Here is a 21158-nt window from a genome sequence, read left to right as displayed (position 1 = left end):
TTATTTTTATAGTACATGATTAAGTATTCATAATGTGAAAATAATCAAGCCTTGCCACCGAAACATCGGAAACAAACATGACCCCAGACTCCTTTTGAAACAGAGTTTTCATGCCTAAGGCTAAGGTTACGATCACCTCCTCAGGCGCCACTGCGATAAATAAGACTAATGAGGATTTATCATTAAACATCATTTTTCCTTCATGAAAGCCATGATGTCCTTTTCCAGAAACGTTTCGTATCAGTGTATATCCTGTCACTGATGCTTCGTCCATCATAGACGTAATCAGGTGCTCGTGTTCTCCTGCAACAATAATCTCAATTTTTTTCATTGGGTGTAAATTAATTCCAACATCTTTTCGCTCTTGAACTTTAACCACATTCATTTCTGTCTCCTCACTATTATTCTACGTAATTCCACTCACCGAATTGGTTTAATTGATACGGACGTTGATTGGTGGGATCGATTACGACTAAGTGGACCCATTGATTGAAAAACAGGTTTTTTAAGATGGTATGTTTTTTAATCACTTCAGAAACCATCTCTTTCGGGGCGTAAACAACCGTCAATAAACGCTGTGGTTCATGATAGACGTGTTTATCAGAACTCATCACCGATTGCAGGGGAAGTCCATGCATCAAATCGCTTCCATTCCCCTGCATCACTCCAATGGTGCCAACAACATTGTGAGTAACCTTGCTCCCACTTCCAAAGGCAACATTATCTAAGGTAGAAAACAAATATTGGGTATTTATCCATTCAGCCACCACCATGGGCGCAGTCAAAATCGTTTCGAGCAGCGACCCGTCATGGTCTTGCTCAAAGCGATACGAATGTAAGAAGCACCGGCCATCAAGAATAATATTTTTGGTTAAATACCGAGGTGCCGCAATAAAGGCAGCATTTCGTGCCAAGCCCCATTCAGGTCGTGTCTCAGACCAGTCTAAGCTTCGCCGTATGATGTCTTTATGGGGCGCACAACTCTGTAATTTGATCCCCCGCTCCTGGTTGGTTATAAGTCGTGCTTCTTTTAGATCCTTTTTAAGTTGACTTAAAAGCTCGGGATAAACAGGTTTTGCTACGTCCTCTGTATACAGTTCCACGCAGTCAGTCGTTGTATTATGGAGGGCTCCATAAAACACCGTATCCAATGGGATGTGCATGCCACAGTCTTCTAAGCCTTGTCGAACTTCGCGTTTATTAAGAATAGATGCTAATAGTCGCGCGTTGATACCCCCATGATTCCCACCGCAAGCCCCGCAATCAAGGGCCGACGCATACGGATTATTTTCGGTAGTACTTCCATGCCCGCAAAGAATAATGAGTTTCGCAAAACCAGAGGTAAGTCCCATAAGACGTAACACCGTTTCAGCATAACTAATCTGCTCTTGCAGGGACAAACCTTGCTCTCTATCAGTTTCACTTAACTCATAAGCGACTTTGGTCGGAATAGTAGGTTTCAACCAGCCCTTGATAGCGGATAATGAGTGCTCACTTAATTGCGGTGATAAAGATTTTAATGTCATGTTCAGACCACACCAAAGCCCTAAGGATTCGACGAGGGCAAAGGGTGTAGAGACATTGTGTTTGAGTTGCGTATAAAGGCTTTTACAATTGTTAATGAATGTTCTTCCTTGCTGATAACGTTCATAATCATCTTTATTTGCAGCGACTGGTATTTCTTTAATGGCATATTTTGGTTTTAACAATACAGGGCAACATTCTTTGTTTTTATTGGTATCAAATTCATCAATACGCACAGGCAGACCAAAAAATCCGGCAAAACCAAAGGTTTCATACTGCCCTAAAGATTCAATGGCGCGACGAAATGGCTCTGAACGAACATCAATACAAAAAACCAGTTGCGCGTTTCTTCGAGGAACCGGAGCAGGTTCCTTTTTTACCTCTGGCAAAAGCAGACTTAATAGCTTTTGCCGATAGGAATCTTCATTACTTTTTAATTGCGCCAACACTTTTTTAACCCAAAAACCATCGTCGATGCTTTTTTTTTCTTTAGCCGCATCAGGCCAGAGGATGCAGGTAAGCACTAAGCGAACTGCCAGAAAATCAGTGAGCGTTACTTCTGCTTCATCAGTTTTTTTTGAGTTCTGCCAGTCTGTTTTCCATTTGACGAATCCGGCCCATCCGGGTAGATAGGAAAATGTCTTTGAAAGAAACGCCTCTTCTTGTCCTTTTGCAACATGAAGTCTTTGCAGGCAAATTTTAATTGCCTCTTCTGCTGACTCAGGCAATTGCTTCAGAAATTCTTTGGCATCTTTTTTATTTTGGTGCACTTGCTTATCAAAATAAGCTAACTTTAAAAATCCAAAATAAAATCCTTTGTCACGATGAGGCATATCAATACTGCCTTGGCCAGCATCAAAAAAGCCACCACACCATTTTATCATTTGCAGATTAACCTCTTCCAATAGCAAGTTGCGTTCTACTCTTTGGCGCCTAAATCCACCTTGAGCTAATGCCTCCTCAAAGGTTTTTGCCTCAAATCCTTGCAATGGATTACACGCAATAAAAGTTTCAAGAGGCCACACAGGTGCGATGCATTTTGCTGCGTTATGTACTAACACCTGTAGCTCAAGATCTTTATTTTTTCCCGGGTGGAAGGTCATGCCATTTTTTTCAATTCCTGACTTTATCGTATCTTGTGCCGTTAACATTTTTGCAGTAGACATAAATGCTCCTCATACCGTTAGTAGTTGTATTCGTTTCGCAACGCAGTAACCGTTTTTCTTGAAGGTTGGCTTGAGTTAAACAAGTTCATGTAAAGCCAACAGCCCAGTTTTGATTGACCTATAAATTGATGTGCTCCTAGATTAAAAGCAGCCCATAAGGCGCCAAATAAAGCCATGATGATCCAATGAAATATCGATAACTGAGGTGCTTGCAGTGTTGAAGTGCTTGGAATTAACCACTGAATCAGTTCGATGCTTGCGCCATACATAAGACCTGAAAATAGGGCAAAAATAAGACCTGTGACTATACTTAACACCTTTTGGTGCGTGCCAATCCAGGTGAGCATGAGTTGTGCACCAGCGATAAAAACAAAGAACAAAACAAAGCTACTTGCCTCATGCACGGAGATAGACTTATGCGTTGCGACAGCAAAGGAGAGCATTGCTACCACACCACCGAGCAGAGATGTGAGGAGCATAAGGAGAGAGACTTTAGAAGAATTTGGCTCTGATTTTTTTTGTTTCACTGCCGAGCCAGAGCTTAAAAACAGGTAGGCTTTGAATAATCCATGCCAACACAGATGAGCGATGGCTGCAGCAAATAAACCCACTCCGCACTGCATCATCATAAACCCCATTTGTGCCATAGTGGAGCAAGCCAACATTTTTTTAATATCGTGCTGCATCAACTTCCAAATCGTACCCAGTAATGCGGATATAGAACCGATTATGAACAATACAGTTAACAATCGCGGATAGAAGATCATTAGTGGTGCAAATTTAACGATTAGAATTCCTCCACCATTAACAAGACCTGCGTGCATTAACGCTGAGACCGGCGTTGGTGAATTTAACGAACTGATAAGCCATCGATGAAAAGGGTATAACCCTGATTGGGCAAGTCCACCAATCAATATAAGACCCATTGAAAGTGAAGGTAATGCTATTTGCCCAGTGTTAGGAAGGTGGGTCAAAGTTGAAATAGAGCTTGTTGAATACGTGACACTTAAAATAATAAAAGCAATTAACAAACACACACTTCCTATTGACAGAGTATAAAAGGCTAAGAGCCCGGCGTTTTTCGAAGCCACCCATTCTTTCTTATGCATCATCAACAGCACGAGAAATAAATTAGAAAATGACCAGGAGGCCCAGAATAAAAATAAATTATCGGCAAGAACCATAAGCACGGCAGTTAATGTAAGTACCGATAAAAGAAGAAAAAAACGCCTGTAGATTCTGTCCCCATGCATGTACCTTAATGAAAAACGATGGACGATAAAACTCACTAGTAGTACTAAACTACATAACAACAAGCTCAGTGTATTGAAGCTAATTAGTATGTACACTCTAGGATTGTTTGATAAGGATAAATAAGAAAGTAACCCTAACCCAGTTAAAAATCCTACCCCAATACAATAACCTGCCCAGCGCGCAGCAGTAATTGGCCGAGAAATTAAAACCCAGTTAAAAGCGAGTGCACTAATTGGACAGGCCAACATAAGATATAAAAAAATTAGAACTATTGAATTCACATCATTCCCCATTAGAAATTGTTCTGCTACAATCAAAATGTATTAGATACACTGATATAAGTAAAATTAAAAATATTTATGTTTATTATTAGGAATTCTAATGTCATTAGACACAGTAACCTTACAATGCTTTTTAGCGGTGGCAGAAACTCTAAGCTTTACTAAAGCAGCCTCTCGCGTGGGCCGAACTCAATCGGCCATCAGTCAGCAAATTGCGAAACTTGAAAATTTAATTGAAAAAAAATTAGTTACCCGTGGCCGAGAATTGTCCTTAACTTCAGATGGCGAGCTTTTTTTAAGCTACGCGAAACGAATTTATGAACTGCATCGTGAATCGCTTGATCGATTTAAAACCCCAGAACTTCAAGGTGCACTTCGTTTTGGCCTGCCAGAGGATTTTGCCTCGATATTGCTCTCGGATATCCTGGTGGAATTTTCAAGACTTCACCCCAGAGTCATGCTTAATGTAGAGTGCGATTTAACCTTAAACTTAATTGAGCGATTTCATCAGGATGAATTTGATTTAATCTTGATTAAGACGAATGAAAAAAATCAAATTACTGAAGGCGTGAATGTATGGAATGAGCCCGTAGAGTGGGTAGGTAAAAGGGAGCTATTGCCCGTACTTAGTGATAAAACAATTATTCCATTAATTCTTTCACCTACTCCTTGCGTCTATCGAGGTAATGTTATTGAGTCTCTGAATCAACATCAATTAAAATGGCGCCTAGCGTTTAGTAGCCCGAGTTATGCTGGTAAAATGGCAGCGGTTCGCGCAGGCCTTGGGATCACCGCCATACAACGTAGTATGATTCCCAACTATCTGGATAGACTCGATAATTATTTTCTACCTACTTTAAAAGACATCCATGTATCCTTGATTAAAAAAGAAGCGGCAAACAAAGCAATTGACTCCCTGGAGTTTTTTATCATGGATAAATTAAAGCATTAAACTAAGGATATGATGAATCAAGGAATGAATTCGATTGTGGAGGTTTTGGATAAAGCCACCATTGCATCAATAGTCATGATAAGCGTGATAGCAAGCCTGCTTACCTTAAGCATACCTATTGCAGCCCAAACGTTAGTTAATTTGATTGCCTTTGGTAAATTAATGCAACCTGTGGTCACTCTAAGCGTCATGGTGCTTGTATTAATGATTGCGCTAGGAGCATTAAATGTATGGCAAAGTATTATTATCGAAGTCATTCAACAAAAATTAATGGTTAAAATGAGTCTTAACCTGACCCGTCAATTTACTCAATTATCATTAAATAATTTCTCGTCTCATCATGGCCCAGAGCTCGTTAATCGTTTTTTCGAAGTGCCCACCATTAACAAGGCCTTATCAAGTCTTTTACTCTACGGAGTGAATTTAAGTTTACAGCTTTTGTTTGGTTTAATCTTGTTGCTTTTTTATCATCCTCTCTTTCTTGTATTTGATGGATTTATCATATTAAGTATGATTTTGATTGTGTTATTACCTTATCGTAAAGGACTAGCAAGTGCTGAAAAAGAATGCACCGAAAAACATCAAATAGGCGCTTGGTTAGAAGAGTTGCTGACCAATCGGTATTTATTTCGCTTTAATAGTTACCATCGTTATGCGACTCAGCAAACGGATAAGCGCTTGGTTTCGTTTTTAAAAGCGCGCAATATGCATTTTAGACAACTCATCAAACATCAGATTGGTTTTTATCTCCTCTCAGCACTTGCCAGTAGTCTATTACTTGGCTTAGGAGGCTATCTGGTGATTAACAACCAATTAAGTTTAGGCCAACTCGTTGCGGCAGAAATTGTGCTTGGCGCATTAATCTATGCGTTTAAACGTTTTGGTGTTCTTTTGGAAAATTATTACGACTTAGTGGCTTCGGAGCATAAAATTGACATGGTTTTAAATCTCCCAACGGAACCTATCAATACGGCGTTAAGCGAACTGATTATTCCCATAAAGAACATCATGCTAGTTACTAAAAATCAAGAAAAAAAAATATCGTGCACTCCTGAAAATCCGCTTGTTATTTGCGCGAATGAAACACAACAACAAGGATCATGTACCGATTTTATTTTAGGATTTAAAAATAATACGGACCTCGCTCTTTATATCAACGAAACCTTCTGCCATGAAGAATACAGACGCTCCCTGCGGGAGCACACTCTACTGCTTAGAGATAAAGAATGGTTTGCTGGCAGTGTCTATGACAATCTATGCCTTAATCAATCGTCTTTTTCTATAAAGCAATTAAAAGAGCTTTTAATATCCTTGGGGCTAATGAATAAAATCATGCGCCAGCCTAACGGCTTAAAAAGTATCATTTACGATTGGGAGCAGGTATTTACAGAACTTGAGCTCATTCAACTCATGGTGATTCGTGCCTTGGTTGCTAAGCCGCAACTTATTATTATTGACGGTCTTTTTGATAAACTGACTACGAAAGACATCGAATTACTACTCGACCATTTAGCAACACTCAATGAGACGATTATAATTATAATAACTCACTATCCAAATCTCATTCCATTGTCCAATCGCCTGGTGCTCTCATGAAGCTACACGCTTATCAAATGATTGGCAAATTACCCAATCCTCGGAAAATTGCCAAGATCATTTTTTTAGTACTTTTGATTTTAATTTTATTTTTGGGTTTTACCCCTTGGCAACAATTTGCCCTGGGGAGTGGAAAGGTGATTGCTTTTTCTCCTACTGAGCGACTGCACACCGTTAACTCGCCTATTTATGGCAGAATTAAAAAATGGTACGTTGACGAAGGTTCACGCGTTAAAACGGGCGATCCTATTGTAGAGATTACCGACAATGATCCTGAATTACTCAAAAGATTGGAGCTCGAAAAAAAGGCTATTTTACTTCGCATCGAAGCGGCACAACAATCATTAATTGCAGGAAAAGCGAATGTGGATCGTCAAAAAAATTTATACCAGCAAGGTATTAATTCAAAACGCCAATACGAATTGGCGCAAATTGAATACGCCAAGTACCAAAATGAATTAGCACAGGCCAATATTGATAAAGTCAGCATTGATGTTCGCATCGCCAGACAACAAACCCAGCTCATTAAAGCGCATATCCCAGGAGTCATCTTTAAGCGTCTGACCGGACAAGAAAGCGTTGTAGTTAAAGAGGGAGAAATAGTAGCTGAGATTATACCTGAAACTGAATCAAGAGCCGTAGCACTCTGGATTAATGGCAATGACATTCCATTTGTTCATCTGAATCAAAAAGCACGCCTTCAATTTGAAGGGTGGCCCGCTATTCAATTTAGGGGTTGGCCGCAAATTGCTGTGGGTACTTTTGGTGGCAAGGTGGCCTTTATTGATCCTACCGATAATGGTATGGGGCTATTTCGTGCAGTAATTGTACCAGATGAGCCTTGGCCAGAGCCTGCCTTTTTAAGACAAGGAGTGCGCGTACATGGCTGGGTTCAGTTAGGCGAAGTGCCCTTGTGGTATGAATTATGGCGTCAGTTTAACGGCTTTCCTCCTGAGAGCTCAGCAGAAGAGGCTAGCTCATGAGAGCCTCAGACTTACCTAGGTTAATAATTATCCTTATCGGACTGAATGCTTTTTTGTGGGATTCAAAGTCCTATGCCTACACCCAGAAAATGCAAAAATTAAGCTTAATGCAGGTATTAAAAAGCATCGACACGCATTACCCTCAAATAAAAATAGCACGTCTTGAAGTAATTAAGGCGAGTGGCGCGTTTGTGAATGCACAGGGACAATTTGACCCCTCATTAGAAGCCAGTACTCGCTCGCAACCCGCCGGCGGTTATATAAATAATTACGGCGATACACAACTAACCATTCCGACCCTTTATAATGGCGTAAAACTTTTTGCCGGCTATCGTAATGGAGAGGGTAACTGGCCTATTTACTATCAAAACTATTTAACCAACTCCGGTGGAGAATATCGAGCTGGATTATCGCTTCCTTTGCTTCGTGATCGGCTAATTGATAAAGAACGAACCGGATTATTGTCTTCTGCTCAATTGATGTTGATGAAGGAACAGGATGCCAAGGCAATCAAAATAAGAATTTATCAAGAAGCGATTAAAGCCTACTGGCAATGGGTAGAAGCAGGCCTTCAATTAAACACATTTAAAGACCTTTTGCATTTAGCTCAAAGACGGCAACACGCCATTGAGCAACAGGCGAGCCTTGGGGATTTGCCAAAACTTGCCATCAGTGAAAATTTACAACAAATCATTCAACGAGAACAGCTGCTCAATCAAGGTCAAATGATATTTGAACAAGCAGCGATTAATTTATCTCTTTATTTTCGAGACCCAAAGGGCAAACCCCTGGCTCCCGGAGAACAATCCGTACCCTCCCTAACCAGCGCTTCAAATAACATCGCAGGAACACGGATATCACTTAGAGAACATCCTGGGATTAAAAAGCTTAACCATTACGCCAATATAATGAAGCTCAAACGCAATCAGGCCCGTAACGAGCTGCTACCTCAATTAGATGCAACTGCCTACACCTTTAAACAAAATGGAACAGGTGGCTACCCTTTATTAATTCCACAAGCAGCAATGGTCGGTGTCTCATTTAAATTTCCCTTGTTGCAAAGACAAGCCAAGGGTAATCTAGTCCAGGCAGAAAGCGAGTTACGACAAGTTCGCGTTGAGAAAAGATTTTTGTACGAGCAACTTAACAATGAATTTACAAACATGCTGATTGGTATCAACAGAAGTAGACGACAAGTCAGTTTGCTGAAAAAAGAATTAAGTTTGGCTCAAAAGGTACAGCACGGAGAAACAAAAAAATTTTATCAAGGGGACAGTACTTTATTTTTAGTCAATCAACGCGAGCAAATGACCACCCAGATAAAACTCAACACCTTACATGCACAGGTCCAATTAGAGGAGTTAAAGGCCAGGGCTCGCTATTTCGCTTCAACTCACAGAACAAATAGGTCTACACAACAAAATAAAAAAGGATAACATGAGTAGCGCGTTAGTTTGGTTTAGACAGGATTTGCGGTTAGCTGATAATCCCGCCTTTTTTGAGGCATGCACAAATTACGAAACAGTGATTCCAGTCTATATTTTGGATGAAAAAAACAGCTTTCTTGGCGAAGCCCAAGCTTGGTGGCTTCATCATAGCCTTCAGGCGCTCAATGATTCGCTTACTAATCAGCTTGGATTAACGCTTATTCTTCGCAAGGGAAATCCATTAGACATTATTTTAGATCTAGTAAAGACTTCAGGAGTTGAGGCGATTTATTGGAATCGATGCTATGAACCAAAGAGTATCGAGCGCGATAAAAAAATCAAAGCAATACTTCAAGAATCGGAAGTTGATGTCTTTAGTTTTAATGGAAGCTTATTGAATGAACCTTGGACCATAAGCAATAAAAATGGTGACTTTTTTAAAGTTTTTACTCCTTATTGGAAAACCTGCCGACAATTACTTTTTTCTCAGCCAGAACAATTAATAACCCATAATCCTGTTTCAATTGATGTGGTCAGTGATAAATTACAGGACTGGAAGCTTTTACCGCATCTCGATTGGGCATCTCGATTTGCTGATTTTTGGATGCCTGGGGAGAAAGGTGCACAACAACGGCTGAATGAATTTATTACCCGACACCTACAGGGCTATAAAATCAATCGTGACATTCCCGCAAAACAAGCGACCTCTCACCTATCTCCTCATTTACATTTTGGTGAAATAAGTCCCTGGAGTATTTTGAGAGCCGTTGAAGATGCCAAACTCGATCCACATTGCGATTTAGCAGGCGCCGAGCACTTTTTGTCAGAGCTTGGCTGGCGCGAGTTTTCTTATTATCTGCTCTACCATGTACCCTCATTACCCTATCAAAATTTTAAAAATGAATTCGATACCTTTCCTTGGCATAACAATGAGTCCTTATTAAAACAATGGCAAAAAGCGATGACAGGCTACCCCATTGTCGACGCGGGCATGCGGGAACTATGGGCTACCGGATACATGCACAATCGAGTAAGGATGATAGTTGCTTCTTTTCTCACTAAAGGTCTATTCATTGATTGGCGATTAGGTGCTGATTGGTTTTTAGATACTTTAGTTGACGCTGATTTAGCAAATAATAGTGCCAGTTGGCAGTGGGTTGCTGGTTGTGGAGCTGATGCTGCCCCTTATTTTCGTATTTTTAATCCCGTGCTTCAAAGTCAAAAATTTGACCCTAACGGGGTTTATATACGTCGTTGGGTACCAGAGCTTGCTTGCCTAAATAACATTGAAATCCATGCACCTTGGGAATCGACGAATGCTACATCCATTTATAGTACCATCAATTATCCTAAGCCCATTATTAATCACAGTGAATCACGTTCCAAAGCCCTGATCTATTACAGTCAATTAAAAAAAAGGACTAATCCATGAGTCTTTTTTACAATACACAATTTATAAAGAGGGGTTAACCCAAATTTGGAGAACTGATTTTGCGCCTCAATAATCTAATGAAATTAATCTTCTGGATTGTGCTTTTTGAAAGCATAGGCTTCCTACTGGGTTTACTAACGCGTGCGAATATTCATCCCTGGTATGCAAATCTTAATAAATCCTCCCTAACTCCCCCTGGGTTTACTTTTTCGATTGTTTGGACTTTATTATACGGACTTCTTGCAGTGATTGCCTGGATTCTATCAACCCAACGTCGAGCATATCCCAAAAATGTTGCAGTACTTTTTGCATTACAAATGCTTATGAATTGGGCCTGGACACCGCTATTTTTTGGGCTACATTGGTTGATTTCAAGTGCGTTTTTGCTTATTTGCCTTACCTGCTTGAATGTACTTTTAATTATTGAAGCTAAAAAAACACACAAAGCCATTGCTTGGTTATTAAGTCCCTACCTGTTTTGGCTGGTGTTTGCCTCGTATCTCAATGTAGTTATTGCATTAATGAATTAAAGAAGCCAAATCATAGATATTCGTATTGCAGGAACCTCTGGATTTATTGACACTTAGTTAGTGAACCCGGTTTGGTGAACCTTGCTGTGCTCTTGGATCTCCTTTTGACTACATGAGTCATTTTCTCCCTGTCTAAGCTGCTGTTGACAAGGGCTTTCAATAGTCTGGCATTACTAAATTCGAACGAAAGAATAGTCATCTACCTCTATTTAGTATTTCTAGTGATAGTCCCCTGATGACTTTCCTCGAAATAGATGATACGCATAAAGCGTGTATGCAAGAAGTATAGGAAGCATAATGATCACACCAACTAAAATAAACTTCAGCGTTGAATCCGGGGCTGCAGCTTCCCAAAGAGTCACCTGATGTGGGATTAAATAGGGATAAACACTAATTCCAATGCCTAAATAAGCACACAAAAATATAACGATACTGTAAATGAACGGTTTGTACTCACTTGCCACATTTAAGTTTTTCCAAGCTTTATAAATAGCAACGGTCGCAAGCAATGGTAGCGGACTTAACAAAAATACGTTAGGGACACTATACCAACGATGAAATATTTCATCACTATGTAAAGGGGTCCAAATACTCACAAAAATTAAGAATAAACTTACTAATACTAACAATCCTTGTGCGTGATGAATCATTTTACGCTGAAGCCTTCCTGTGCTTTTAATAATCATCCAGGTCGCCCCTAAAAGAGCGTACCCACAGACCAAAGCAATCCCCGTGCACAGACTAAAAGGGGTTAACCAATCGGGACTGTTAATAATCATTGACAACTCATCAATAGAAAAACCTTGGACAAAAGCACCTAGAATAACACCCTGGAAAAATGTCGCAGCAACCGAGCTGACTGAAAAAGCCCAATTCCAGATGGCTTTTGTTTTCTTTGCTTTGAAACGAAATTCAAAACTCACGCCTCGAAATATTAACGCAATCAGCATCAGCATGATTGGCATATAAAGAACCGGTAATAGTAGACCATAAATTTTAGGGAATGCACCATAAAGCATCGCTCCGCCAAAAACCAGCCACGTTTCATTGCCATCCCAAACTGGTGCTATGGAATTCATCATAGTATCACGTTCCTTTTCATTAGAAGTAAACGGAAAGAGAATGCCAATGCCTAAATCAAAACCGTCGAGGATGACATACATCATAATAATAAACCCAAGAAGTACTGCAAAAACAAAGGGCAACATTATTTTTTCTCCACAGGAAGGTCGGTCATGTACTGAAATGCATGATGCTCAGATTTATCTTCTGTTAATCTCTCTGGTCCATGGACAATTAGCTTGAGCAAATAATAGAGATAAAACCCAAAAACCACCCCATAAGCAAGAATAAGCAATGTAAAGGAAATCAACACCTCTTCATAACCTATTGAAGAAACTGCATCTTTTGTCTTTAAAAGATTATACACTACCCATGGTTGACGGCCTATCTCTGCAGTTAACCATCCAGCAATACTGGCAATAAATCCTAAAGGTACCATTGCAAGGCACCAACGATGGAACCAACGACTTACAAACAGTGTGCCTTTTAAATTCAAAAGAACGCCTACTAGAGCAGTAAGTAACATCAAAATTCCTATGCCGACCATAATCCGGAATGAAAAAAATACCGGAAGCATGCGCGGTTGCTCAGCTGCAGGAACTGAACTCAAGCCTATAAGTTCACCATCCCACTCATGGGTATTAATCAGGCTTGCAAGTTTTGGGACTGCAATTTCATTAAAGTTTGTTTGCTTTTCTTGCGATGGGATTGCAAACAATAAAAGGGGCGCTCCTTTTTGGGTCTGCCACACCCCTTCCATTGCCGCTGTCTTTAAAGGCTGGTAATGATGAACATTAATACCTACTATATCTCCAACCCCTATTTGTAATGGGACTACAATCAGTGCTGCCCATACACTAAACGATAAACACCTTTTGGCAATTAAGTTAAACTTTTGTCTTAATAAATAATATGCAGCTACGGCCATGATGACAAAACAAGTTGTCACATACGAAGCCAATAGCATGTGAATAAAACGTGGAATAAAACTAGGATTAAACACTACAGCCCACCAACTATCAACAATATATTTTCCCTCAATAAACTGATAACCACTAGGCGTTTGCATCCAGGAATTAGCGGACATGATCCAAAATGCAGATACAGTGGTGCCAACAGTTACCAAAAAAGTGGCTATAAAATGAAGCGTTGGCGGGACTCTTTTCCAACCAAAGAGCATCACTCCCAAAAATCCAGCCTCAAGAAAAAAGGCAGTTAATGTTTCGTAGGCAAATAAAGCACCTAAAACGTTTCCAAACTTCGTGATAAAGGGTCCAAAATTAGTGCCAATTTGGTAAGCTAGAACGATTCCAGAAACTACACCCATGCCAAAAGTCAAAGCGAAAATTTTAGTCCATAGTTTGCAAATCTCGAGATAAATTGGGTTTTTTGTTTTCAACCAGGTTGCTTCCATAATCACAAGAAATACAGCAAGACCCAAGTTTAATGTGGGAAACAAAATATGAAAACCAATGCTAAACCCAAATTGAATGCGAGACAGAATTTCTACAAGCATAAGTGGCCCCAATTGCATGAATCAATCAGTAAAATTCTAACATATTTATTCTTATGGAAGCGTTTGAAAAGGCAGTAATCATAAATTTTTATCCATTTGCCATTTAATCTATTAATATCTACTAACCAGAATTTAATGTGAAGACATTTTTATATCCGCTCAGCATCTAATGCGGTCAACACTTCATCTGTTTTTAACCAGAATGGTCTTTTTCTTTTCTTGGTTCATTTTTTCCAATTAAGGTACACACATTCAAGGCGGGGATTCTTTAAGCTTATCTGTATGTTGGTCTATAAAGCTCCAATAGAGGGAATTAATGGACATGCGCTTTCCCCTACTACTTCGGCAGGATTATAAACACATGATTTAAAAAAATTGCTCACTTTTGAATGTATTTCTCACTGGCAGCATAGGGCTTACTTGCCATAACCCCTCCGTCCGCATACAGCGCCATCCCCAATGTAGTTGCGCTCATGACGCCATTAAAGAACAATTTCGAACTCATGAAAATCTAAGGAAAGAAACAACTAATCCTTCATCAACACGAAAGAACAATGAGGGGCTGTTAGCATTACATACCTACAGCGGAATTCAAAAGGTAACTTATCTTTGGAAACATGAAAAGCAACTTTCCTGCTTACTCATAAGCTTTTACAGGTGAAACAAAACCTTGCGGTTTAATAGCCCAAAGGGAGCAATTAATTTTTTGTAAAATATTTTCAGCAGTATTACCAATAATAAATCCGGGAATGCCCGTTCTAGCGACCGTTCCCATAATTAAAAGATCAATTTTTTTCTCAGCAATAACGGAGGGAATAAGCTCCGTTGGACTCCCTTTTAAATAATGGATTGTAGGTTGTTTTTTTATGTTTGCCTCATGAATAAGGACTTGTAACAAACTATAATACGTCTCACCTTCAGACTTAACTGCATCATCAAGTTCTTTTGGAGAGATATCAACTAATACGCTATGGCGCAAATAATTTTCTAAAACGCAATCCCAACAAGAAATAATATGTAAGTTACTCTTATAATGTAAGGAAAGAATCTGTCCTAGTTTTAATAATTTACGCGCAAGATCATGCTCCTCAGGCTTCTCACTTTTTGGATCAACAGCAACAGCTATATTTTTGACCTCATCAGAAGTTGTTGGGTGATATAGAAATACAGGACATGGGCACTTTCGTAATAAAGCCATGTCTAAAGCTCTAAAACCTTTATGTTCGCTAGTCGTATCAGCGGCTTTAACGACAAGATCGTAAGAGTTACGAATTACTCGTTGAATAATACGAATATCAGGCGTAGTTCCCCACTCAATATCTAATTTAATTGATTTTGGTTTAAGCATATTCAAGTCTACTTTTGTTTTTTCAATGTTTTGTGCCATTCTTTCTAAAAGAAAAGTTTCATAAGAATTTTTATATTCAGCAAGACTATTCTCTAATGGTGGGCATACCATCAAAACATTCAATTCAGTATTATTATCTTCAGCTAATTTTATTGCATGTCTTAAGGCTTTAACTTCTTCTTTAGTAATATCACTTACAAACAAAATATTTTGAAATTGCTTCATTTATTCCTTCTCCTTAAGTTAAAACCTAAAGGGAGTTGAGGTAATCTCGACAGTGTTTCTTGGGGACCAATCTTTATTTCCGAGATTTTCAAGTGCTTGAAGCAGTGCCATATCTGTTTGGTATTCAGAATACGGAGGTTTAACTTTATTAGTATTGTCATTATAAGCAGAGCAAGTAAGTTACCAACTTCAAGTTCACGAAGGCTATTGCGAGGACTCCCAATTTCAAATTGGATTTCTTCACCATTTGCTGTTTCTTTTAACGCAATTAGCGAGTCTTTATAAGTTTTATTACGGTTATTTGTGCCATTTTTGGAGGTTCCTTGTAAGTGGTATAGGCCACATATCTGCTCAGTTTTAGCATAAATAGCTGTACAACCACCAAACCCAGACGAGAATAATTCTATTGATGAATCCAATTCCTGTATGATGCCAGGTGCATTCACGAAAACTTCCCTTTTTTCTTGCATCATCTTCCTATATACGAGGCTTCTATTTAAATTTTAAGGCAAAATAAAAATTTTTCCATGAAGCAGCTCAGATGAAACATTTCTGTATTATTGGTAATTTTACTGTTCCCATGAAATGATTGGTTGATAGTTAGAAAGTCTTATCATTAAATATTTTTAAATAGAGGGAGTTAAGCATGCTACATATCACAAAGGATCTGGAATTCCCTGAAAAATTGAATACTTTGTATGCAAAGGCAACTAAATATGAATGGATTTCTTTTTTATACATGATAAGTGCAACCATTTTTTCTTTTACTGTTATGGCAAACTCTCAAACGATGAAAACAGTTTGGCTGGAAGACATGCTGGGAATAATTCCCCCTGCTTCATTTTTAATTGCAAGCCGTATAATAAAATGGAATGCAAACCGACAATTTCCTTATGGTTATCATAAAGTCACAGGGATATCCTATTTTGCCAGCTCTTTGGCTTTATTTGGTTTAGGCGTTTATTTATTGCTCGATAGCGCTATTGTCTTGATTAAAAATGAACACCCATTAATCCCCTATGTTCATTTTTTGGGCTATTCTATTTGGCTTGGATATCTCATGATTATTGCTTTATTATGGTCAAGTCTCCCCTCCACAATTTTAGGTCATATTAAAATTCCTTTAGCTCATAAACTATATGACAAAATATTATTTGCCGACTCGAAAATGAATAAAGCAAGCTGGATGAGTGGCTTCGCAAGTATAATTGGAATAATTGGAATAGGTTTTGGATTCTGGTGGGCGGATGCAAGTATCGCTATTTTAATATCTTTCAGTATCCTTAATGATGGATTTTCCAATTTGAAAAATTCAATTTTGGATTTAATGGATGAGATTCCCAAAACCATCGACAAAAATAAAACCGACCCTATTCTTTATGGTGTGCGAGCGTTAATTAAAAAGAAAGAGTGGGTAAAATCATTTGAAACACGTTTTCGTGTGGTTGGCCATATCTTCTTTGGCGAAGTTTTTATTATTCCCAAAGAAGATATGATTTCAGCAGAAAAAATTCAAAATTTGCGTAATGAGATTGAGCAATATCATTGGAGGCTCCATGATATCACCATTACCCTTCTTCCCAAGTCAGCGGCAAATTAATCTATCTGATAATTTAGACCCTTAGGGAACCACGAAACGCTCTGGCACTATAATAAGACGGCGCCCTATTATGATATACAAAAACATGGTTATAACGTCGATCAGCAAAGAGCGCACCACCAAGCTTTCTAATATCTACAGGAGTTTTCAACCAACTTGACGTTTTTGTGTCGAAATTTCCAAGTTTCTGTAATTCGCGATATTGCTCTTCGTTTAAAAGTTCAATGCCCATGGCAACTGCCATATCAATAGCATTACTTTCTGGCTTAAATTCTTTTCTTGCTTCCCATCCTTCCCTGTCATAACAAATACTTCTGCGCCCTTTCGGACTTTCCGCTGAGCAATCATAAAAAATGTATTCACCTGTATTTTCATCATAGCCAACAACATCTGGCTCACCACCTGTTCTTTCCATTTCACAAAGCGACCATAATTTTTGGTTATTCGCCCCAAGCTTTGCCTGTACTTTTTCCCATTCAAGGTTTTTATGGCGATTCATATTTTTTGCAAAACGTTCCTTCAATACACTGAATAGCTCTTCACGTTGCGCGAGCGATAATTCCTTTTTGCTGTTACTATTGTTCATTGTTTACCTTTGAAATGTCTTTAACTTAACAATCTACTTTCTTGACTATTCTGCAGCAGCTAGAATGATATCTTTTGGCGATCGTATAACACCACCCGTATAATTCCTATTACCCGCAGCAAGATATTTATCCATTCTCTCTGGAGTTACATTGTTAAGACATTGCAACAATTTATTAACCTCACCATTACAATAGTAACTGTTGTAATCATAAAGTTTGCTGAATATCAAATTAGAACCTTCGGCTGAGAAATGAAACGCTTCATAGTTTGATAACTGCCACTGTTCGTTTTCTTGAGAAAGATAAAATGTTTTTACAGAAGGTTCATTTCCATGTGATGTTGATAACCCTGCAACCAGATAGACCCCCGCAATGTTATTTTGCGACCTATCCTTAATAATTTTTAATTCCTCGGCATGAGTATGTGAGGCCAACAAACCAATAACAGTTTGCTGGTACTGATTTACCGTTTTTAAAAAAGCAGTTTGTTCTTCGCCCAACCAAAAACCACTATGATCCTGGATGTTATTCCCGGGAGGAATATGCATAATGATTAAGGCTTTTTCGTGATTATTTTTGGCTCTTTCCAATTGTTTATCCAACCATTGAAGTTGCTCAGCCGCCTCTTGCTTTGTTGTTTTACGGCTTGGTGAAAATAGAACACTGTTTATGGAAATTAACTGAAGATGGGATTCAATGTATGCAGAATAGTAACCACTTATTGTATTTTCGGTAATAATGCAGGGGTAATGCTCTGCCTTACTGACAGCGCACATTGTTCCAACAGATAAAAAGCCATCGGACCAACCGCCAGCATATTTGGCAATCTCATAAGGACTGTTATATTCGCCGCGTGATGAATCCGTAAAAGGACCATAGTTTGTTTTGGGGGAGTCATTATTCCCAAATGTATAAAAAATAGGTATGTCAGGAAAAGTATCTTTTAAAACTCTAAAAACAATCGCTTCATTTTCTGACGCACTTTGTTGAGAATAGCGCATGTGTCCCGCAATATCCCCTAAAATTAGAATGAATTTAGGCTGTGCTACGACACCGTTCTTTATATTGTTTTCAACATCTAAAATTAATTTTTCAAATGAGGGATAGTCAAGATCATTATTTCTATCAGCCTTCAAAGGACTAATGTCCATTACATGTGTTGATGCCTGATCCAAATGAATGTCAGAAATGACTAAAAAATTACTTTCTTTATCGCTATATTGAGCTGTCACTGCTATTGGACATAACAAAAAAATAAAGAGAAAAAATAAGAATGCGGTATTTTTTTTCATCTTAATCCCATCGCTTAATTGGCCAATATTCTAACTTTTTTGCACAACAATGACAAAGAGTGCAAAAAAATTAAATTATTACGCGTTCCTTTCAGCAATTTACTTTTAACAAGTTGCAATTTAATATAAGTTTCATCTCATATGAAAATAAATTGTTATTCAATAAGTTACTAAAAAAAGCATGAAAAAAAGAGAATCCATTTTAGGTGCAGGAGCCATTTTATTAGCCACTCTGTTTTGGGGTATGACTTTTGCCTTTATTAAAGATGCCGTTGCCACATTAACACCATTTAATTTTTTATTTTGGCGATTTGGCATAGCAAGCATTTTGTTATTAATTATTTTTTGGAAAAAAATCAAATTTACCAAGCCAATCTTACACAACGGTATATTATTAGGTATCTTTTTAGCAGGTACAGTTATTTTTCAAACAATCGGTTTGCGCTATACAACAGCTTCTACCGCAAGCTTTATTACAGGCTTATCCGTTATTTTGGTTGCTCTCTTTGAATCTTTATCTAACAGGAGTTGGCCCTCTATCTATGTAATCAGCGCTGCTTTCACTGCACTTATTGGAGTGGGATTTATCACACTTTCAGAGGGACTTGCCATCAATCAGGGTGATCTTTGGGTTTTACTTTGTGCATTCTGTTTTGCAGGCTACATTCTGTACGCAGGGAAAGCTTCTCGCATTCATCAGCCTTTATCTTTAACTTTCATTCAATCCTCTTTTGTTTGCCTAATAGCGGGTTTAGCCAGTTTACTCACAGCAAGCATTGCTATTCCTCGCGAAACTAATGTATGGATTTCTATTCTATTTTGTAGCATTTTCGCATCCATTTTAGCGTTTATTTTACAACTTCAATTTCAAAAATATGTCAGTTCAACGAAAGCGGCGATTATTTTTTCTCTTGAACCTGTATTTGCCACTATCACTGCTGCAATTTACCTGAATGAACGTTTAACTCCACGATTCTTTGTAGGTGCTTTACTGATATTTTTTGCTATTTTGCTTTCAGAAAAGAGAAGCAAGCAAAAAGTAATACCACAAGAGTAATTTGCCTATTATCGCAAGAAGAATTTTATTGAAACAACTTGGCTTTTTATAATTAAATATGTATTAATTTAATACTTCCTTAATAATTCTCCGCTATCCTAACGCCCAGTTTATGTTCGGAGAAAATAATGTTTAGAGCTAGTGTTAATAGCAACAATAGAAAACTAAAAAATTATGCCTTACAAAAAGAGTACTTAATTATCGATCCAACGAATGAGAGACCTCTTTTAGGCACAGAAAGTGTACGCAGTTGCTGTGCTATATTTATTTACCACCCCAGTCGCAGTGCTATGGTGCATTGGGATGATAATACCTGTCATAATGATCTCGATCTTTTTGTCAAAGAGTTTCTAAAGGACGATTTAGCTTTAAAAGATTGTACAGTCACCCTTGTAGGCGGATGGCCTGATCATCCTGAGTCTAAAAAGTGCAGTGAATTTATAAAGACATATTTTACCCTGGATGGTGTTAAACTGAATTTAGAGCATTTTCAGGCAAAACGCTCAAAAGGTACCTGGTCTCAGCAAGGATTTTTTGAAGTTTATCTGGATGTGCGCACCGGAGAGATAGTTGTTAACTCTAACTGGCCAAAGAACCCTTCTCTGCCCGAAGATGTATACCGCGGTTTAGATTCACAAAAGCGCGATGCGAATAGAGAGATGCTCGATCTCACTCATTTACAAGATGACCAATTTCCAGATTCAGGAACACATATTTATCCTAGGGATAATTTTCATGACCTTCAGCAAAAGCAAGCCACTCAACTTTGCATGGCTGCGAAAAAAAATGATATACCTGCATTAATTAAACTTATTGATGAAGGAATTACTCATGTCAATGTCTCACCAAACAATGCAAAAGGCTGCACACCACTTCATTATGCTTGCCTGGCAGGTAGCTTTGAGGCCGCTTACTTACTTATTAAAAATGGCGGCGATTTATTGAAAACAAATGACGCGGGACGAACGCCACTTCATTATATTAATAAGGAAAACAACGCTTTAGAGTATAGAAAACTATCCACACTTTATCGCTTAGTGAAGTTTAATTCTATACAAAATCCGACATTCCTTATGGAGTTTTCTGTTTTCTCAAGACACCAAGAGCAGGTTAAATCTTCGCAGATAAGTGCAATATTAGGGTTAATTGAAAATGAAACAAGTTTAGCTGAGATCGAATCACAGCTATCAAATTTCGAACTAAACTAATCATAAAATATTTAACTATAGTGTAATTACATAGAGGCTGAGGAATAGTTTGATTAAAACAAGGATGTTTATAATGTAGCTGAATATCTGCTATTTCCCAGGCTTTATATAAATGCTT

General features: G+C 38.4%; 18 protein-coding genes. 9 read left to right on the top strand and 9 right to left on the bottom strand.

The window, feature by feature from the left end; all coding sequences use genetic code 11:
• Window positions 1-19: 19 nt before the first annotated feature.
• Genes PXX05_RS05610 through PXX05_RS05600 form a run of 3 tightly spaced genes read right to left on the bottom strand, consistent with a single transcriptional unit; the run spans window position 20 to window position 4225 of the window.
• Window positions 20-385, bottom strand: coding sequence for a P-II family nitrogen regulator (locus PXX05_RS05610; RefSeq protein ID WP_275090079.1), 366 nt, complete (start codon window positions 383-385; stop codon window positions 20-22).
• Between the two features lie 16 nt (window positions 386-401).
• Window positions 402-2690: a DUF2309 domain-containing protein gene (locus PXX05_RS05605; RefSeq protein WP_275090078.1), complete on the bottom strand. Its 2289-nt coding sequence runs from the start codon at window positions 2688-2690 to the stop codon at window positions 402-404.
• Between the two features lie 17 nt (window positions 2691-2707).
• Complete coding sequence (locus PXX05_RS05600; RefSeq protein ID WP_275090077.1) at window positions 2708-4225, bottom strand: proton-conducting transporter transmembrane domain-containing protein; 1518 nt, start codon at window positions 4223-4225, stop codon at window positions 2708-2710.
• A gap of 100 nt (window positions 4226-4325) precedes the next feature.
• Between PXX05_RS05600 and PXX05_RS05595 the strand changes: the two genes are divergently transcribed.
• From PXX05_RS05595 to PXX05_RS05570, 6 genes are all read left to right on the top strand, one after another.
• On the top strand, window positions 4326-5177 hold the full coding sequence (locus PXX05_RS05595; protein ID WP_275090076.1) for a LysR substrate-binding domain-containing protein: 852 nt from the start codon (window positions 4326-4328) through the stop codon (window positions 5175-5177).
• A gap of 9 nt (window positions 5178-5186) precedes the next feature.
• Window positions 5187-6773 (top strand): ABC transporter transmembrane domain-containing protein, encoded by a 1587-nt coding sequence (locus PXX05_RS05590; protein WP_275090075.1) that lies wholly within the window; start codon window positions 5187-5189, stop codon window positions 6771-6773.
• Window positions 6770-7756 carry an HlyD family secretion protein gene (locus tag PXX05_RS05585; protein ID WP_275090074.1) on the top strand — a complete coding sequence of 329 codons (987 nt, stop codon included), beginning with the start codon at window positions 6770-6772 and terminating at the stop codon, window positions 7754-7756. The genes PXX05_RS05590 and PXX05_RS05585 overlap by 4 nt, the downstream gene beginning before the upstream one ends.
• The gene (locus PXX05_RS05580; protein ID WP_275090073.1) at window positions 7753-9192 is read left to right on the top strand and encodes a TolC family protein; all 1440 of its coding nucleotides are present in this window, start codon (window positions 7753-7755) and stop codon (window positions 9190-9192) included. Before PXX05_RS05585 ends, PXX05_RS05580 begins: the two co-directional genes overlap by 4 nt.
• A gap of 1 nt (window position 9193) precedes the next feature.
• Window positions 9194-10615, top strand: coding sequence for a cryptochrome/photolyase family protein (locus PXX05_RS05575; RefSeq protein ID WP_275090072.1), 1422 nt, complete (start codon window positions 9194-9196; stop codon window positions 10613-10615).
• Window positions 10616-10692: 77 nt separating this feature from the next.
• Window positions 10693-11145 (top strand): TspO/MBR family protein, encoded by a 453-nt coding sequence (locus PXX05_RS05570; RefSeq protein WP_275090071.1) that lies wholly within the window; start codon window positions 10693-10695, stop codon window positions 11143-11145.
• 218 nt (window positions 11146-11363) lie between these two features.
• On the opposite strand, the gene cydB is transcribed toward PXX05_RS05570, so the two are convergent.
• The 4 genes from cydB to PXX05_RS05550 form a co-directional block, all read right to left on the bottom strand.
• Window positions 11364-12353 carry a cytochrome d ubiquinol oxidase subunit II gene (cydB, locus tag PXX05_RS05565; protein WP_275090070.1) on the bottom strand — a complete coding sequence of 330 codons (990 nt, stop codon included), beginning with the start codon at window positions 12351-12353 and terminating at the stop codon, window positions 11364-11366.
• Window positions 12353-13723 (bottom strand): cytochrome ubiquinol oxidase subunit I, encoded by a 1371-nt coding sequence (locus PXX05_RS05560; protein ID WP_275090069.1) that lies wholly within the window; start codon window positions 13721-13723, stop codon window positions 12353-12355. The genes cydB and PXX05_RS05560 overlap by 1 nt, the downstream gene beginning before the upstream one ends.
• Window positions 13724-14360: 637 nt before the next feature.
• Window positions 14361-15296, bottom strand: a complete 936-nt coding sequence (locus PXX05_RS05555) for a universal stress protein (protein ID WP_275090068.1) — start codon at window positions 15294-15296, stop codon at window positions 14361-14363.
• The gene (locus PXX05_RS05550) at window positions 15293-15742 is read right to left on the bottom strand and encodes a hypothetical protein (RefSeq protein WP_275090067.1); all 450 of its coding nucleotides are present in this window, start codon (window positions 15740-15742) and stop codon (window positions 15293-15295) included. Before PXX05_RS05550 ends, PXX05_RS05555 begins: the two co-directional genes overlap by 4 nt.
• A 200-nt stretch (window positions 15743-15942) precedes the next feature.
• Between PXX05_RS05550 and PXX05_RS05545 the strand changes: the two genes are divergently transcribed.
• Window positions 15943-16896: a cation efflux transmembrane domain-containing protein gene (locus PXX05_RS05545; protein WP_275090066.1), complete on the top strand. Its 954-nt coding sequence runs from the start codon at window positions 15943-15945 to the stop codon at window positions 16894-16896.
• A gap of 13 nt (window positions 16897-16909) precedes the next feature.
• Here the strand turns inward: PXX05_RS05545 and PXX05_RS05540 are convergent, their stop codons facing one another.
• Both PXX05_RS05540 and PXX05_RS05535 read right to left on the bottom strand, forming a co-directional pair.
• A complete protein-coding gene (locus PXX05_RS05540) occupies window positions 16910-17482 on the bottom strand; it encodes a DUF4256 domain-containing protein (protein ID WP_275090065.1) in 573 nt (190 codons plus the stop codon).
• 45 nt (window positions 17483-17527) lie between these two features.
• Complete coding sequence (locus tag PXX05_RS05535; protein ID WP_275090064.1) at window positions 17528-18775, bottom strand: metallophosphoesterase; 1248 nt, start codon at window positions 18773-18775, stop codon at window positions 17528-17530.
• 181 nt (window positions 18776-18956) lie between these two features.
• On the opposite strand from PXX05_RS05535, the gene PXX05_RS05530 reads away from it, so the two are divergent.
• A complete protein-coding gene (locus tag PXX05_RS05530) occupies window positions 18957-19832 on the top strand; it encodes a DMT family transporter (RefSeq protein ID WP_275090063.1) in 876 nt (291 codons plus the stop codon).
• Window positions 19833-19960: 128 nt separating this feature from the next.
• A complete protein-coding gene (locus PXX05_RS05525) occupies window positions 19961-21040 on the top strand; it encodes an ankyrin repeat domain-containing protein (RefSeq protein ID WP_275090062.1) in 1080 nt (359 codons plus the stop codon).
• Window positions 21041-21158 lie beyond the last annotated feature (118 nt).

It is taken from the genome of Legionella cardiaca, from assembly GCF_029026145.1.
In the GTDB taxonomy this organism is placed as follows: domain Bacteria; phylum Pseudomonadota; class Gammaproteobacteria; order Legionellales; family Legionellaceae; genus Tatlockia; species Tatlockia cardiaca.
Note: the sequence above shows the minus strand (reverse complement) of the source record. Positions and strands in the feature narration are given on the sequence as shown.